This is a genomic window from Dehalococcoidales bacterium (assembly GCA_028717385.1).
Lineage (GTDB): Bacteria > Chloroflexota > Dehalococcoidia > Dehalococcoidales > CSSed11-197 > CSSed11-197.
In genome coordinates this window covers 1-15,313 of the sequence record JAQUNW010000026.1, presented here as the reverse complement: position 1 = coordinate 15,313, position 15,313 = coordinate 1, and the positions used below count along the sequence as shown (strand labels likewise).

Here is a 15,313-nt window from a genome sequence, read left to right as displayed (position 1 = left end):
TGAGCTGGTAGACTGGAAGATCAGTTAAATTAACGTACCTATTGCTAGTTCTGGCACTGGGATTGAATGGCTGGGCTTGATTTCACTAAACCCCGATATGTAATTTGGATGAGAAAAGGTTTAAAGTGGCAAAGTTCGATCCGTGGTATAGGATACTGAAAAGGTAATCCATTGAGCTGCACACCGGCCGTCGCACTCCGTGCGGGTGCGTGGATTGAAATACTTCGAATCCTGACCTGTAGAGCATGCGGTACGAAAGACGCGCTCATATTTCACTTGACGTCCCTAAAAGAAAGTTGAAGCTTCGGCCGTAGATAGTAAGTATGGAGAGATGGCGTGTCATAGCTGGGAGTACATCTACTATAGCTCTGACATAGATACCGAATTGGATACCAGAGCCATAATCAATCATCTGCCAGACAGGTTAAAACGGATAGGAGAATTACTGCTCAATGGGGAGAGGCTAAATACGGCTGAGAAGTGTTACCTGTCAAGACAGAGAGCCAAACTTTTACAGGATTACAATTACCACGTTGGTGATACCGAAGCAGAGCGGATAAGTATTCTCTGGGAACAGGGCTTGTCCATGTGTAAAATAGCTAAAGCACTCGGTAGAAGCCATACAACGGTAAGTAAGTATCTCAAGAAGATGGCACTGGCATAGTCCAGTACCAGTAGAAAAACAGCAAAACCAGGGGAAATTCCCCCTGGTTTTGCTGTGCCCAATTTTACTATTCAAGAACAGGCGAAATGTTTGTAGCCTAATGTCTGAAATGCACGAAAATCCTCCCAAAATTCTTATCGTCCTTCTCCAGCCGGTGGTATCGACTTTTTACGTCCGGCTGTGCCAGGAATCGTAAGACACGCTTTTTCAGTTGTCCTGACCCTTTGCCCGGGATAATCTCCACAAGGGCGATTTTCTTCTCTACGGCTTCAGCGATAACCCGGTTGAGTTCTACATCAATCGTAATGCCCTTGTTAAAAATATCATGTAAACTAATATAATCTTTGCCAAGGAACGACACCTCTCGACGGTTAGCCCCTACGAAACCTCTCTTATCTCCAGTATCCGGTCAATACGGAAAACCCTCTCTTCATTTCGCTTCAGACAGAACGCCTGCATCCCAAGATATTTCTTGCCGCGGTACTCCATTTCCCCCACGGCCTCCGGTCTGACGATCCTCGTTGTCTTCTCATCGCTAGGCTTGAGGTACACAATCTCCAGTGACAACTTATTCTGAATGGCTCTCTTAATGATTTCCGTCTTACCATCCACCGGGCAGGACTCATCGGCTTTCTTGTACTGGTATTTGGTCAGAAAATTCATCACCTGGTAGTTCGTCCAGATGTGTTTCTTAAGCGCCGGCCTCTTGAGGACAATGCCGCCCAGCGTCGTGCATCGGCTAAGCGCCACGTACATCTGGCCATGAGCAAAGATACCTTTCCCAATATCAATAATCACCCGGTCGAACGTCTTCCCCTGACCCTTGTGAATAGTGACCGCCCAAGCCAACATTAATGGGTACTGCGTGAATGTGCCGATGACTTCCGATTGCAGACCACCTGCCTCGACGAAGAACCGGTAGATTTCCCAGGTGAAGGGCGTAATCTCCACCTCCTCCCCGTCAGCCAGCTCGGCTACAATGATGTCTCCATCTTTACCGTTCTGAGTGATATACGTTATTTTCCCGATACTGCCGTTAACCCAACGTCCCTCGGTATCGTTGTTGAGCATCATGATCTGCGCCCCCACCTTCACCTCAAGGTCAATTCTGGTGGCCAGATACTCTTGGCCGAACTCTCCCTCGATGCTTCCGGTGAAGGTGTAAAGTCTGCCTTTCAGCCCGGCCAGACGCTTGTCGTTAATCTCTTCGGCAAGCTTATTGGTGGTAGTCAGGTAGACGTAGAAATCTTCCGGCAGTGGCTCAAAGTCCGGCTGATACCTCTCGTTAAGAATTTCCAAATCTTCACTGGTAACGGAGTTGTTGCGGATACCGTTGAGCAGGGTAATGAACTCCTCATCGTGCTGGCGGTAAATCTTCTCCAGTTCCACGAATTCCATCTCGAACGATTCGAACACCCGGGCGCCGTAAAAGTAGGGCGTCTCGTAAAGAGACTGGAAAACCTCCTTTTCTCCGCCGGTAACCACCGGCGGCAGTTGGTAGAGGTCGCCGATAAAGGCCATCTGGATGCCGCCAAAGGGCTTGTCAGCTTCAGGGCCGTTCAATCGCAGGAACCGGTCCACGCAATCCAGTAGGTCAGCTCTTACCATAGAGATCTCATCAATGACGATGATGTCCAGCTTGCGATAGATGCTCTCCTTATTAGCAGAGCGGGGCTTTTTGACCCGGTCAGGAGTGATACCTGGCTTGAACCTGAAGAATGAATGAATGGTCTGCCCTTTAACATTCAGGGCGGCGACGCCGGTGGGCGCCAGTACTGCCACCTTTTTCTGTGTGGTATGGCGAAAATAGTTGAGCAGCGTTGATTTACCCGTGCCCGCCCGGCCGGTAATGAAGATGCTCCGGTTGCTACCTTCCATGATATCAAGAGCGTACCGGAACTGCTCATTGATTTCTATTTGGGATTGTTTATGATTCGTGTTCGTCATAGGCTGTCCGCGATATTAACTCAACCATTAACCACCTTCGTAGCCACTATCAGTCCACTTGTGAGATAGGTTCTGTCTGATTCCTGCAAAGCGTGATTTTTCAGTATATCCTCGAGTCCCACGTTTGCAAGATAATCTTTAAAGCCCTGATAGCGAGACCCGCCAGCAAGGAATTCTATTGCTCTCGAAAACACAGCCCAAGCATTCCTGGGTAATGGAACTTGGAAATCTACGAGGATAAGAGCTCCGTTCTGCTTGACAACCCTCTTCATCTCAGAGATAGACTGGTATCGAACAGACTTCTCCTTTAAAAGCCAGAATACTGAGTGTAGCAGACGTGGTAGAATCTATAGCTTCGCACCGCCCCTATCGGCCTACTCTTGGATCACATAATGCACTGGAAGAAATTGCCCTCAATAAAGGGATTCTTTACGACGTTGATGTAACAGATACATGCTTGCAGATATTTAAAGAGGGCAGTTTTCAGTTCGTGTAAATCAACTTATGCTACTTTTCTGCTCTGTATTTTTATTCTTTTCCCCCGTAATTCTCCGTCAAAGATTAATTTTCGTACAACGTCATGATCGAACAAATAATGTCTACTATCCGCAGGCACTAAACTTTTGCTCCGCATTCCACGCAATACTTGGCATTATCCCTCAAATGCGAACCACAGGTTCCGCAGTACTTTTTAAACGATGTTATCTGCTGGTTGCCTTTTTCAGTTGTTTTACCGTTGGCGTGTTTTAAAACTTCTGCCTTCCATTTTTCTAAAGAAGCGTGGATAGCTCTACCAACAAAGCGCTGACGCAAAATAACCAAGTTGGGAGTACGCTCTATCAACATGAGGTATTCGTTATATTTATCGTCTTTTAGTTTCGTTTGTGGCAGGGTTATATATTCTCTTCGGAAATCAACAGCCTCTAGTGAGCGATCGATTATTTGAGCTGTTTCATTAAAATTGCCTTCTGTTTGGAATATGTAAGTGGCGGCTGCTTCTTCTCCTGGTAGTGCCAGCTCTAATATAGCTGTACTCTGATCTTTACTGGGTGCGATAATCCATATAGCATATTCAGGTTTATTTGCTTCGGATTCTGGCGGCTGGCTTTCCTCAGCTTCGGTATTGACTAACGAGCCGGCTTCTTTTTCATCATCTTTCATCGCCGAAGGCTTCTCTTTGATGCCAACGAGCAGTTGTTTGCCTTCACCAATTTCTTGCAACAGTTCAAAGGTATCGGCGATTCGGCTGGTTTTAATTTTAGCTTTGATTGATTTGGCTAAAGAAGGGAATTTGGCAGAGAGTGTATCTAACCGCACAGCTTGATCGGCTGGCATTGTCCTGGCCGCTTCTACCGCTTTGGACATGCCCATCGAAGAATCTAATGCGCTGATAAAACTAAGCCAGTTTTCTTTAAGGTATAACATTTGGGTGGTTAATTTATCCAAAAGAGTATCAGTATCATAGCCCAGCTTGGAAAGCGAAATGCTTTCATTGGAAGCCAAAGTCAGGGTAAGAGTATATTGATCCTGTTTAAGGTCACTTATAAAACTGAGCGGAATCCGCCGTGCATTTTTATCCGGCGGTAGAATGCATAGACAATTTTGATATAATTGGATTACCCCGGTTCCGGTTGATTGTTTATTCTTACCGGTGATGACGTATTCGCCCGATGTTTCCAAAATGACGCTTCCTTGTACAAACAGAGCTTTTAACACTTTGCGGTTGTAAGCATTGTACAAATCGCGGAAAAACCAGTCGCAATCAGCTCCTAAGCGGTTTAATTTAAACATCCGAGAGGGTGTGATAACAGATACAGAGTATTCAGCTAATTTTATATTAGTAATATCGGCATACTTGACTGCTGTCTGGTTAAAGACTGTGGACAACAGCAATGAGTCTTCACCTATTGTAATCTTCACTTCACCAGTGAGATCGGATGACTCCAGATATCCAATATAATTCTGTTTGCGAGGTTCATCATCCAGATCGTTTTTTGAATAGAGGCGTGGTTTATCTTTCAACATCACATCTCCTGCTATTTGATATTGCTTTTATAGTTTGGTGCCACACTCCCCACAGAATTTGGTTCCCGGTTCGTTTTGAATCCCGCACTGTGGGCATTTACCGGTTTTTGGTGCGGTTGCAGACATTGGAGCGCCACAGTTATTGCAGAATTTTATATTTAATGCATTTTTTGCCCCACATCGTGCGCAGGCTTTAAGTTCCATCGAAGCTCCGCAATTACTGCAAAACTTGCCAGTTCCAGCTGGTTTTCCGCAAGAGAGGCACTTTGTTGTTTTACTCTCGATTTGCCCCTTCCAGACAGTAGCACTTTCTCCTGCTTCGTCTATATTTCTGCGCATTGCTTCTGCGCGAGCCTTGGCAACATAGACTTCTTGCCGTGGAGCGCAATCGGTACATAAACCTTCATTTTCATTAAAGCAATTATCGCATGCATAGTTGTTGCATGCATGGCAACGATGGAAATGTCGCTGGGCTTCATTTTGTGCGTTTTCAAATGCTATCTCGCGTTCTTTTTGCCATTCCGGGCTCATGTCATCAAAACGTTCAGACAAAAGGTCCCCGCCACTTTCTACGGTATTGCTGATATCCCCAATTCTTCCCCCAACAAGCTGGCCAAGAAGGGATATCCCCTGTGTGAGCCCCCGAAACCCCTTTCCTTTGTTGTAAGTTTTGGATTCCACGAATGAGCTCTTGTAGCCATCGTCGCAAATATCACAACAATAGGTAAACTGGAATCCAGCTTCTGTTGAGTTGTCCTCATAGTTTCGCGTAAATGACTTTAACATAATCAATTAACTCCGTTATAATATTATTTTTCTTGTTTCCACAGGTATGACGTTACATATTTCACCAATAATGGTGTATCAATCTCAAAACAACCGACAGATTAAAAAATCGTCTAACAAGGTTGGTTATTGATAAATATGAAGTCTCCTTTACTATTAGGGATTATTGATTATCGTTTCAACAACCAGTATATAATAACACACCAGCGCCCTGGAATTTCAACGGTTTGGGCATGGAAAACAAATAAATTGATATAAAGTGATTTGTTTTGTCTTTTATTAAATATGCGGGAGTTATTTGTTAGTGTGCGTATATGAAAAAATGAGCGGCTATGGTTACAAAAACCTAGCCGCTCATAATTGCGAATACTGTTGCTGTGGTTGATTTGGCTTATTTTGCCGGCTTCAACACTAAAATATAATCATTACCTTCCCGACTTTCAGTTACAGTATATCCGCTGTTTTTTCCCAAACGAGTTACGTTTTCTACAGCTGTTTGGGTATCTATAAGGACTTTTACTTCTTTCCCCGGGTTCTCATCTATAGCTTTTTTTGTTTTTACACAAGGTACCGGGCAGGAATAACCTCTTGCGTCTATTTCAATTGTCATATTCTTCTCCTGGTGATTTAAGCTTTACGCATTGTGAAACCGATAATCAAACAAAATGCCCATCCAATAGCAACGGCTGCAATGCTCCAGGTGTTGATCCCGGCAGCACTGGCGGATATGGCAAAGTTGTGGGCAACCGCGGCTCCAGCAAGATAACCGAGCACTGTTACACCAGCGTCTGTATCGCCTTCACCGGAAAGAATCAGGTTTCTCAGTGGACAGCCGCCGATTTGAGTGGCAGCTAATCCAACCAGACCCATACCAAGGAAGTTCCAGAGATGATCGGTATGCGCAATCGGCTGATTCTCAAATCCCCAATGGTAGATACCACCGGTGCCAAAATTCCCTGCAATGTAATTCGTCACCAGGGCTGCTACCAGGAACGCCAAAACACCACTGATCAGATAGAAATCTTTTACCAGGAAAATGTCTCGCCAGGCACCAACTGAACAAAAGCGTGTACGCTGAGCGCCTAACCCAACAAAAAGACCGATCGCCAGAGATACGATCAATGGCATGAATTGGGAACCAGGGCCAGATTCACTTTTAAAAATAAATGCGGGAGCAGCTACTGCCAGCACTAACAGGAAAACCATCATTATTGGCATTATTGAACCGGCTGTCTTGGTCATAGCCTGGGCTTTACCGAGATTGAAACCCCTCTTGAGGAAAAATATACCAACTATTACTCCAAAAACAAGACCAGCCAAAGCAGTAAGCCCGTTAAGGTCGCCACCAGCTAAACGGAGTAGCATTCTTACAGGGCAACCAAGAAATACCAGGGCGCCGATCATAACAAACATACCCAAAAAGAAGCGGATTATAGGTGAAGCACCACCCCTTGGGCGCCACTCCCTAAACGCCAGTGCGGTGGCAAAAGCACCGAGTGTAAAACCCATTACTTCAGGCCTGAGATACTGTACAACTCCAGCCCTATGGAAACCTAATGCGCCGCTTATATCCCTTACGAAGCAGGCAACACATATGCCCATGTTGGCAGGGTTGCCCCAGTTTACCGCCAGGGCTCCAAGCACTCCAAATGCAAGGCCAAACAGGATAATCCACTTTTTTGATAGTAAATTGTTGATAAGATTCATAAATTACCCTCCTTTGCTTAATAAAATATACCTAAAAATAAACCCTGTTGGTTATCAAATTTTGTTTCTTTATCACCTCCGCGGTTACGTTTTGGATAATACTAACATAATAATAATCGAAAAACAATATAAATAATACTTATTATAATCAAAATTTAGATCAACATACTTTTAACGATAACAAAAATATACCTTGCATTGATTAGGGTATCGGAAATCGGCAGCTTTGGGTGTAGCGAACGCTGAATTGAAGAAAATAAGCAACACTAAAGCGGATTACTATTGTTATTTTTGTTTCTGACCCATATAATTGGTAATTGCTCTTAAAAGTGAGAAAAATTAGTAATAAAAAATATAAGGAGTTAGTTAATGGAAGCAGCCCTGCAAAAACTTAAAAGGTTCAACATGATAATGGGAGCGGCACATCTGGTCCAGGCTATTATAATGGCATTTTTGGCAACCGGCGTAATACAAAAAATCGCTGAGTTTCAGCCAACTATTACCCAGAATTACCTGACATACGATACCGGTTCTAGTTCATTGGTACCTGCCAGCCGTGAGCTATTTCAGCTTCCGTTTGGATTACTCGTAGCCGCGTTTTTGCTAATATCGGCGATTGCTCATGGTTTAATTGTTCTAAATAGCAAATCGTATTTTGATGGGCTTAAAAAGGGTATAAACAAATACCGCTGGTTTGAGTATGCTTTTAGCTCCTCAATTATGATTGTACTCATAGCAACTCTATTTGGTATTTACGACATTGCTTCGCTGTTATTAATTTTCCTCGTTAATGCTGCTATGAATCTCTTTGGCTTGGTTATGGAACAGCTTAACTCCGGTGCCGAAAAGGCAAACGTTAACTGGGGACCGTTTGTGTGGGGTTCGATTGCGGGAATTGCACCCTGGATTGCAATACTTCTTTACATGTTTGGCACTGGCAATTTTGGTATGGTGCCATGGTTTGTCTGGGCTATTCTTATCACTTATTTTATTGCTTTCAATACCTTCCCGATTAATATGATTCTACAATACAAAAGAGTTGGTAAATGGAAGGACTACCTGTACGGTGAAAGGGTTTACATAATACTCAGCCTGGCAGCAAAAACCGCATTGGCATGGCTGGTTCTTTTTGGAGCAATGCAGCCGTAATACTGTGCTGTTCTAATTTGTCTGTGGTTCGTATTTATTGAACGAGGTTCAGGGGGCTGAAGATGGTTTGTATAAGCCGGACTCAGCCCCTTTTTTTATAGATAATAACGGGTCGGGACCGACAGGGACAAGTTTTGCCTGCTACCACGAATTGTTATGCTCGTATGCAGTATATGCTCCGGTATGTAAGGTCAGCGTAAATATTCTTACAAAAGGTACGGCCAAGCTTTTAAATCGTAAACATCGAGTTATTCTATGGAAACGATATAAAGATAATCTGGTTGCCCGCCGTTAACGATACCGGCTGAGATGTGGGAATATTTATTGGTGATTTGTGAGGTAATGGCTTTTGCATCATACTCATTTGCATCCTTACCGTAATACAGAGTGATCACACGGCAGCATGTAAGCTCAATCATGGAGAGCGCGTGGAAAATTGCTTTGGCTGGATTTTCAACAGCTACTTTCAGTTCACCGTCTAGCAACGCAATAAATTGTCCCAGTTTAATACTTAGCCCATTAACCCGTGCGGCACGTGTTGCGCGGGTAACCTCGATAGTTTTTACGCAGGCATAGCTTTCCGCCATTTGTTTGATGTTGGTTTCGTAATCAGCTTCCGGCATAAATTCTATCATGGCGGCTATTCCCTGGGGGATGGTCTCGGTAGGAATAACGCACGTGTTTTTACTAGTCAGAGACTGCGCCAGGCGGGCAGTAGTTACCACGTTCTTGTTATTGGGTAATATTATAATAGAGTTTGAATCTACTCTTTCCATAGTATTCAGAATATCCATGGTCGACGGATTCATTGTTTGCCCGCCGGGCACTATAGCAGCTATGCCCAAATCAGCAAAAGTGTTAACTAATCCAGATCCATTAACAACTGCAATTACTGCCGTTTGTAGACTGTTCCCTCTTTTTACAAGCAGAAAATCCTGATGCTGTTTATCCATCGAGCGTATATCTACATCGGTAATAGTGCCAAAAGAAGCAGCAGTACTGGTTACTAACCCAGTATCGTGAGAATGGATATGGACGCGCACCAGAGCAGAATCTCCCACCACTATCAGAGATTGGCCAAGGTCTTTGAGTGTGTTTCTGATCGTTTTGATATTGAGATTGTCGCCCTTTATCATAAATTGGGTGCAAAATCCATAGAAATCTTCTTCATGGGAGAATTCAGTCGTGCTTGTTATCAAAGGTTTTTGGCGGCATAGAAGCTCTGGCATATTGCCGTTAATTTTACCTCTTATAAATAATAAAGCCCCCTCAAAAATGGTAAATAATCCATGGCCGCCAGCATCAACTACTCCAGCTTCTTTTAATACCGGTAACAGGTTGGGAGTATTCATAACAGAAGCGCGCGAGGCATTCGTTGCGGCAGTAAGCACAGAAGTTGCGGTGGCGCCATTGTTATCAGCTGCCATTTTAGCTGCAGTTGCGGCATCTCTTATTACTGTGAGAATAGTGCCTTCTTCTGGATCACTTAAGGCCGTGTAAGCCGTATCGGCTGCGTGTTGTAGTGCTCGAGCGAGGCATTTGGCATCTATAATATCTTCCCCTTCCAATGCTCTGGCAAGGCCGTGGAATATTTGGGATAGTATTACTCCACTGTTGCCTCGTGCTCCCATCAATGCACCTTTGTTTATTGCAGATATTATTGAAGAAACACTGCCATTCGTACTGGCTTCAATACTTTCAAGGCTGGCACGCATGGTAAGCAGCATGTTGGTACCTGTATCTCCGTCCGGAACTGGATATACATTAAGAGCATCTATGTCAGATACAATTTTTTCCAGCCAATCGGTGCCTGCAACTAACATTTGTTTGAAAGTGCAACCATCGAACGTAGCTTTCATCGTCATAAATGTCCTTTTTATTCAGATACTTCTGGTTAACTATAAAACGCTACACTTATAGCAGGGCCAATCGCCAAACAGATCACTGGGGAGTAAGGGGTAAAATGGCATTCCGCAACATTGAATTTTGATGTGATGATGCCTTTTAATTTAGTGCCTTCTTCTATGGAATTTGTGTAATGTATGGTGATATTCAACGGTTTGTTTTGTTCGATATATGGTTCCATCATCTCAGCCATTTTAAGCATGGTTTTTTCAGTTCCTCGGCCCCTCCCCAGGTTTTCTACTATACCTGTGTTGTTGATATGGCCAATGATAGGCTTGACCTGAAACAGCTCACCGAGATAGGCAGTCTTGGGTGCTCGACCAATTTTAATCAGACGTTTCAAACCTTCAAGAGCTGTAATGTATCTGACTTTAGGTATCATGCTGTTTGCTATGGTTACAATTTCTTCCAAACTTTTACCAGCTTTTGCAGCACGCGCCATCTCCAGTACTATAAAAGCTTGTGCACCTGCAGCAGTTCGGCTATCGATAATTTCTATGTTTATATTTGGATTATCCTTTAAAAAACGCTGGCGTGCCTGTATTGCGGCTTCTGCGGTTGCGCTGAGGTTTTTTGATACAAATACGCAGGCAATATCCCTGGTTATTTTACTAAGTTGTTCAAAAACCTGCAGGTATTCAGCCAAGGGTGGAGCTGAAGTGTTGTATTCCTGGATATTGGGATACAGCTTCCAGAAATTTTTGGGGGTTAAGTCTATTCGATCACGGTATTCTTTACCGTTGATGGTAAGATATATTGGAATTATGTTGATGTCAAGCTCATCAACCAGTTCTTGTTCAAGGCAGGAAACAGTATCGGTAACAATTGCAACAGCCACTTCTTACTCTCCTTTGATAGCTTTGAAGGTAAGTATGTTGGAATTATTGAAATATAAACCCATGTTAGTTGGAAGACGCCGAGCACTCGCCCCTGCGCTGGAGTAAAAGAAATTCTGCGGGAGCATAACAAGGCTCTACATAGACTCTCAATATACTAAAATAGCATCTGCAATGGCTGATGTCAATAGAAATAAGATAAGAATGTTATCAATAACATCGAAAAATACGTTGTCAATTGTAATAATTATGGTGTGTCTAGCAGAGGATCGCCGTGACCGATAGCCGCACTAGTGATCGCCGGGATGACGAAAATTAATAGGGAAAAGAGAGAAAGACCCAACAATCCGAAAAAGCCTACATCACCCCAAAGAGATTGACCAACCACCATCATGGAAATAAATAAAACGGTAACGGCAACACCCGCTTTAAGCAGACGTTGCCTTAGCCGGATAAACAATACTGAGGTGAAGCCAAGTACCAGCAACGCTTGGGCAACTGGTTGGGTTAAATATTCAATTTCAATCCCTGTAAAAAGACCGCCTGTTTGTTGTATGTGGAAAAGCCAACAGCCGATAATGGGTAAAGGTGCGAGCATCAAAGAAGCGAGTAGCCAATCCCTTTTAATAACCTGAAGGGATAATTTTAAAACAATCCAAACAGCCGAAAGACAGTAGAAACCTACCCCAATGAATAATCCGATGGGTGGGAAAATTCCACCTGCAAATACTGCATTTATGAACTGTCCAACTATGGGTATCAGCAAAAAGCCGCCGGCAAATAAAGGTAACATGGTATAACCCACCCAAGAGTATAACCAATCCGGTTTACCGCGGAACCATCCAAATAAGCTTACTGCAATAAAAATGCCGAATATTGGCAGTATTATTTCGGCTTTATGAAGCGGGTTGGAAACAAAGACTAAAGCAGCCAGGAAATGGGGAAAAGATAGTATCAAGGCATCGATCCAGCTGCCTTTGCAGCAAGCTTCGTACAGAAGCCGGGCTACACTTTCAGCTTTTCCAAAAGAAATAATTGCATTTTTTATGGCTTCTTCCTGTGAATATCCCTGCATGACAAGATCATTAATTTTTTGCTGCAAATGGGAGTTTAGCTCGGCAGTCAATTGCTTTTCGATATCCATCCTGAGGTAGAGATGGGAACGCACTTCTTCGAGATATATTCTTACTTCGGGCTGCATCATCTAATGCCCCATTTATCCGGTCCCGGTTTTAAAAACAAGGTTAATGGCGTTGGTAAAATAGCGCCAGGAAGCCTTGCGATAGTTGAGAAACTCCCTTCCTTTATTTGTGATGAGATAACAGCGCCTTTCAGGACCGTTTGATGTTGATTCCCATTTGCCTTCAAGCAAGCCTTTGTTTTCAAGTTTGCGAAGCAGCGGATACAAGGTGCCCTCCTTGAGCCGGAAAAAACCGTTACTCCTGCGGTCCATTTCTTTAATAAGCTGATATCCATGAGCTGATTTCATTTCATCTATCAAGCCCAGAATTAACATGTCTGTATTGCCGTGTAGTAAGCTGGATGAATAATCATGCATGGCAGACTCCTTCAAATATCTAATTGCAATATAGCAATCGTTAGGGAGCGTGTCAAGAGTTTTAAAGGGTGGATTTTATCATATTTATTGACACATAAAGAGACTTTTAACTATGCTATGAAATAGAATACATAGGAAGTCTAGGTATAGGCATTAAATACGAATGACTAATAATGAAAACTTGTCGTTATATAATCAGATAGACCTAACTGGAAAGGTGGCGTTAGTTACCGGCGGAGCCCAGGGTATTGGCCGTGTAATTTGCTCATATCTAGCCGGATCAGGTGCAAGGGTAGCTATAGCAGATTGTAATGAAAAATATGGAAAACTGGCAGCCCAAGAACTTGGCAAATATGGCAGCAATGCAGCTTTCTATTATTGCGATGTCTCAGACGAATCCCGAGTCAAGCAGCTGGTTGACGAGTTAGTTAATGCTGAAGGCGGTATTGATATTCTTGTAAACAATGCCGGTATATATCCCGAAATACCGTTTCTTGAAATGACGGGGGATGATTTTCGGCGTGTTTTGGAAGTTAATCTTATTGGCACTTTTCTTTGCAGCCGTTATATAGCTGCTTCAATGATAGAGCAAAAGCGGGGCGGAATAATAATTAATATGGCGTCTATTGAAGCAGAGCGGTCTTTTTCAATTGGAATGAGTGCCTATGGAGCATCAAAAGCAGGAGTGGCTATGCTGACCCGAAACCTCGCCAAAGAATTGGGGCAGTACGGTATACGAGTTAATGCGGTTGCTCCCGGCGGTATTATAACTCGAGAGATGACTTCCTCATGCAGCAATGCTGACAGTGCTACCAGCCAACACCGGTATGCTCAACTAAAAAAGTTTTTAAAACGTGTACCAATTGGTAGAATGGGGGAGGCGGATGACGTGGCTGGGGTGGTGTTATTTCTTGCTTCTGATTTATCTTCATACATTACTGGAGAAACGATTAAAGTAGATGGCGGATACATGGTTTCCTGACAACGATAGTACTTAATTGTTACAGGAGAAAAAATGTACAAAAGCTTAATACAACCTGGTTCACAGTTGGAGAAGGCTGCCCTCGTAACACTCGAAGCCCTTCGGAAAATTAACCAGACTTTCCCCAATACACCGGAAATCCAGGAATGGCTTAGCCAGGGGAAAAAGATATTCGGCTGGCTCTGTACTTATGTACCGGAAGAAATCCTCCATGCCGGAGGTATACTGCCAATACGAATTACCGGTTATGACCGTGAAGCTGAGCTTGATGACGGTAACGCCTATTTGTATAACAACAACTGCTCATTTTCGCGTAGTTGCCTGCAGATGGGTTTGACTAATGATTATCAATTTCTCGATGGTGTTGTCGGCGGCTCGACCTGTGATGGAGCCAGAAGACTCTTTGATCTCTGGAGAGAATATATCGGAACACCCTTTCACCATGTTATTACAGTGCCAAGAAAATATACTGATAGTGCTCATCGGCTATATCTGGCTGAGATAGAATTGTTTAAATCTCACCTTGAAGAATACCTGGGGCTAAAGATAACCGATGAAGCGCTCAAAGATTCGATTGAGCTTTATAACCAGACACGTTCATTGTTACGGGAGCTGTATGAATTAAGAAAAAGACCCAATCCTCCGATAAGCGGCGCCCAGGTTATGCAAGTGATTGATGCCTGTTTCCGGATGCCCAAGGAAATCTTCAACTCGTATCTGAAAAAGCTGCTGCAGGAGCTAAAAAGCTCTAAAGTCTCTTATCAGGGACGCGCCAGACTCATGCTTTCTGGCAGTGTTCTGGCCAACCCTGATTTTGTTGCAGCAATCGAACAACAAGGCGGGCTGATTGTCGCGGATGAACTCTGTACCAGTACCCGGTATTGGGGTGACATGGTAGAAAGGAGGAATGGGGAATCGCCTGTTTCGGCGCTTGCCCGGCGTTATCTGAGTAATTATCCCTGCGCCAGAATGTTCCCTTCCGAAGAGCGCTTTCGCCGTATAGTCAAGACTGCGCAAGATTGTAAAGTAGAAGGGGTAATAAGCGAAATAATACGTTATTGTGTGCCTTATGCCCATGACCTGCCACTACTGACGAAAAGGCTGGCTGATGTTAACATCCCGGTGCTTTCTATCGACTTGGAATACGGAAGTTCGGGTTCCGGGCAAATTGCAACGCGGGTACAGGCTTTTTTGGAAATGATTGAGGCAAGAAAATGACCGAATTAAGCAACAACAAAATACAGGCTATAGTAAGAGCATGTCGTATTATACTGAGGATGATTGAAGCAGATCCTGATACCAGGGAAAGCCAAAAGATGTATTACCGCATGCTGCTGCAATACTATACACGCTTGCGAGATGCACGAGAAAACGGGCAGTTTATTGTTGCCCATACCGTGTTTTTCCCGGCTGAAATTATACTTGCCATGGGTTTGGTTCCCATGCACACCGAGACCACAACCTGGATGACATCCCTGTTCACCGGTGAATGCAGCGATATACTGGCAGCGGGGTCGAGCATGGGCATGGCTACCGAAATATGTGCTCCTCATCGCGGTATGGCCGGCGCTTTTGCCAATGGCGCCATCCCAAAACCAGATGTAATGGTATGGTCTAACATGGTGTGCGATAACACTGCTAAAAGCGGTGAACTGGTGATGGATATTTGTGATTGCCCCGGTTTTTTATCGGCGCACGGTAGAGCTTGCCACCCTTTGAGATGATGGCGATAGGCAGGCCGTTGTCGAGATAGA

16 protein-coding genes are annotated in these 15,313 nt (G+C 43.9%); 6 read left to right on the top strand and 10 right to left on the bottom strand.

The annotated features are described in order from the left end of the window. Window positions 1–331 precede the first annotated feature (331 nt). On the top strand, window positions 332–664 hold the full coding sequence (locus PHX29_05850; GenBank protein MDD5605414.1) for a helix-turn-helix domain-containing protein: 333 nt from the start codon (window positions 332–334) through the stop codon (window positions 662–664). A gap of 97 nt (window positions 665–761) precedes the next feature. On the opposite strand, the gene PHX29_05845 is transcribed toward PHX29_05850, so the two are convergent. Then, a complete protein-coding gene (locus PHX29_05845) occupies window positions 762–1,025 on the bottom strand; it encodes a Smr/MutS family protein (GenBank protein MDD5605413.1) in 264 nt (87 codons plus the stop codon). A 17-nt stretch (window positions 1,026–1,042) separates the two neighbouring features. Then, complete coding sequence (locus PHX29_05840) at window positions 1,043–2,611, bottom strand: AAA family ATPase (protein ID MDD5605412.1); 1,569 nt, start codon at window positions 2,609–2,611, stop codon at window positions 1,043–1,045. 337 nt (window positions 2,612–2,948) lie between these two features. On the opposite strand from PHX29_05840, the gene PHX29_05835 reads away from it, so the two are divergent. Next, window positions 2,949–3,107, top strand: a complete 159-nt coding sequence (locus PHX29_05835) for a hypothetical protein (GenBank protein ID MDD5605411.1) — start codon at window positions 2,949–2,951, stop codon at window positions 3,105–3,107. A 119-nt stretch (window positions 3,108–3,226) separates the two neighbouring features. On the opposite strand, the gene PHX29_05830 is transcribed toward PHX29_05835, so the two are convergent. The 4 genes from PHX29_05830 to yedE form a co-directional block, all read right to left on the bottom strand. Next, window positions 3,227–4,636, bottom strand: a complete 1,410-nt coding sequence (locus PHX29_05830; protein ID MDD5605410.1) for a zinc ribbon domain-containing protein — start codon at window positions 4,634–4,636, stop codon at window positions 3,227–3,229. Window positions 4,637–4,663: 27 nt separating this feature from the next. Continuing rightward, window positions 4,664–5,422 (bottom strand): zinc ribbon domain-containing protein, encoded by a 759-nt coding sequence (locus PHX29_05825; GenBank protein MDD5605409.1) that lies wholly within the window; start codon window positions 5,420–5,422, stop codon window positions 4,664–4,666. Window positions 5,423–5,813: 391 nt separating this feature from the next. Then, window positions 5,814–6,032, bottom strand: a complete 219-nt coding sequence (locus PHX29_05820; protein ID MDD5605408.1) for a sulfurtransferase TusA family protein — start codon at window positions 6,030–6,032, stop codon at window positions 5,814–5,816. Window positions 6,033–6,049: 17 nt separating this feature from the next. Beyond that, window positions 6,050–7,129, bottom strand: a complete 1,080-nt coding sequence (gene yedE / locus PHX29_05815) for a YedE family putative selenium transporter (protein MDD5605407.1) — start codon at window positions 7,127–7,129, stop codon at window positions 6,050–6,052. 369 nt (window positions 7,130–7,498) lie between these two features. Here yedE and heR point away from each other — a divergent pair, with 369 nt between their 5' ends. After that, window positions 7,499–8,278, top strand: coding sequence for a heliorhodopsin HeR (heR, locus tag PHX29_05810; protein MDD5605406.1), 780 nt, complete (start codon window positions 7,499–7,501; stop codon window positions 8,276–8,278). A gap of 248 nt (window positions 8,279–8,526) precedes the next feature. Here heR and PHX29_05805 read toward each other — a convergent pair whose 3' ends face one another. The 4 genes from PHX29_05805 to PHX29_05790 form a co-directional block, all read right to left on the bottom strand. Next, entirely contained in the window at window positions 8,527–10,143 is a 1,617-nt protein-coding gene (locus tag PHX29_05805; GenBank protein MDD5605405.1) for a DAK2 domain-containing protein, read from the bottom strand. A 29-nt stretch (window positions 10,144–10,172) separates the two neighbouring features. After that, complete coding sequence (locus tag PHX29_05800) at window positions 10,173–11,021, bottom strand: DegV family protein (GenBank protein MDD5605404.1); 849 nt, start codon at window positions 11,019–11,021, stop codon at window positions 10,173–10,175. A 245-nt stretch (window positions 11,022–11,266) separates the two neighbouring features. Continuing rightward, on the bottom strand, window positions 11,267–12,223 hold the full coding sequence (locus PHX29_05795; GenBank protein MDD5605403.1) for a permease prefix domain 1-containing protein: 957 nt from the start codon (window positions 12,221–12,223) through the stop codon (window positions 11,267–11,269). A 12-nt stretch (window positions 12,224–12,235) separates the two neighbouring features. Further along, window positions 12,236–12,577 (bottom strand): PadR family transcriptional regulator, encoded by a 342-nt coding sequence (locus tag PHX29_05790; protein MDD5605402.1) that lies wholly within the window; start codon window positions 12,575–12,577, stop codon window positions 12,236–12,238. 163 nt (window positions 12,578–12,740) lie between these two features. Here PHX29_05790 and PHX29_05785 point away from each other — a divergent pair, with 163 nt between their 5' ends. The 3 genes from PHX29_05785 to PHX29_05775 are packed head-to-tail and all read left to right on the top strand — an operon-like array spanning window position 12,741 to window position 15,283. Further along, window positions 12,741–13,559, top strand: a complete 819-nt coding sequence (locus PHX29_05785) for an SDR family NAD(P)-dependent oxidoreductase (protein MDD5605401.1) — start codon at window positions 12,741–12,743, stop codon at window positions 13,557–13,559. Window positions 13,560–13,592: 33 nt separating this feature from the next. Then, complete coding sequence (locus tag PHX29_05780) at window positions 13,593–14,777, top strand: 2-hydroxyacyl-CoA dehydratase family protein (protein ID MDD5605400.1); 1,185 nt, start codon at window positions 13,593–13,595, stop codon at window positions 14,775–14,777. Beyond that, window positions 14,774–15,283: a 2-hydroxyacyl-CoA dehydratase family protein gene (locus PHX29_05775; GenBank protein MDD5605399.1), complete on the top strand. Its 510-nt coding sequence runs from the start codon at window positions 14,774–14,776 to the stop codon at window positions 15,281–15,283. The genes PHX29_05780 and PHX29_05775 overlap by 4 nt, the downstream gene beginning before the upstream one ends. The last annotated feature ends 30 nt before the right edge of the window (window positions 15,284–15,313 follow it).

Bases quoted from the DNA above. Each gene is read 5' to 3' on its own strand.
- PHX29_05825 (MDD5605409.1), bottom strand. From the start codon at position 5,422: ATGTTAAAGTCATTTACGCGAAACTATGAGGACAACTCAACAGAAGCT.
- PHX29_05850 (MDD5605414.1), top strand. From the start codon at position 332: ATGGCGTGTCATAGCTGGGAGTACATCTACTATAGCTCTGACATAGAT.
- PHX29_05830 (MDD5605410.1), bottom strand. From the start codon at position 4,636: ATGTTGAAAGATAAACCACGCCTCTATTCAAAAAACGATCTGGATGAT.
- PHX29_05805 (MDD5605405.1), bottom strand. From the start codon at position 10,143: ATGACGATGAAAGCTACGTTCGATGGTTGCACTTTCAAACAAATGTTA.
- PHX29_05780 (MDD5605400.1), top strand. From the start codon at position 13,593: ATGTACAAAAGCTTAATACAACCTGGTTCACAGTTGGAGAAGGCTGCC.
- PHX29_05795 (MDD5605403.1), bottom strand. From the start codon at position 12,223: ATGATGCAGCCCGAAGTAAGAATATATCTCGAAGAAGTGCGTTCCCAT.
- PHX29_05785 (MDD5605401.1), top strand. From the start codon at position 12,741: ATGACTAATAATGAAAACTTGTCGTTATATAATCAGATAGACCTAACT.
- PHX29_05775 (MDD5605399.1), top strand. From the start codon at position 14,774: ATGACCGAATTAAGCAACAACAAAATACAGGCTATAGTAAGAGCATGT.
- heR (MDD5605406.1), top strand. From the start codon at position 7,499: ATGGAAGCAGCCCTGCAAAAACTTAAAAGGTTCAACATGATAATGGGA.
- PHX29_05790 (MDD5605402.1), bottom strand. From the start codon at position 12,577: ATGCATGATTATTCATCCAGCTTACTACACGGCAATACAGACATGTTA.
- PHX29_05840 (MDD5605412.1), bottom strand. From the start codon at position 2,611: ATGACGAACACGAATCATAAACAATCCCAAATAGAAATCAATGAGCAG.
- PHX29_05820 (MDD5605408.1), bottom strand. From the start codon at position 6,032: ATGACAATTGAAATAGACGCAAGAGGTTATTCCTGCCCGGTACCTTGT.
- yedE (MDD5605407.1), bottom strand. From the start codon at position 7,129: ATGAATCTTATCAACAATTTACTATCAAAAAAGTGGATTATCCTGTTT.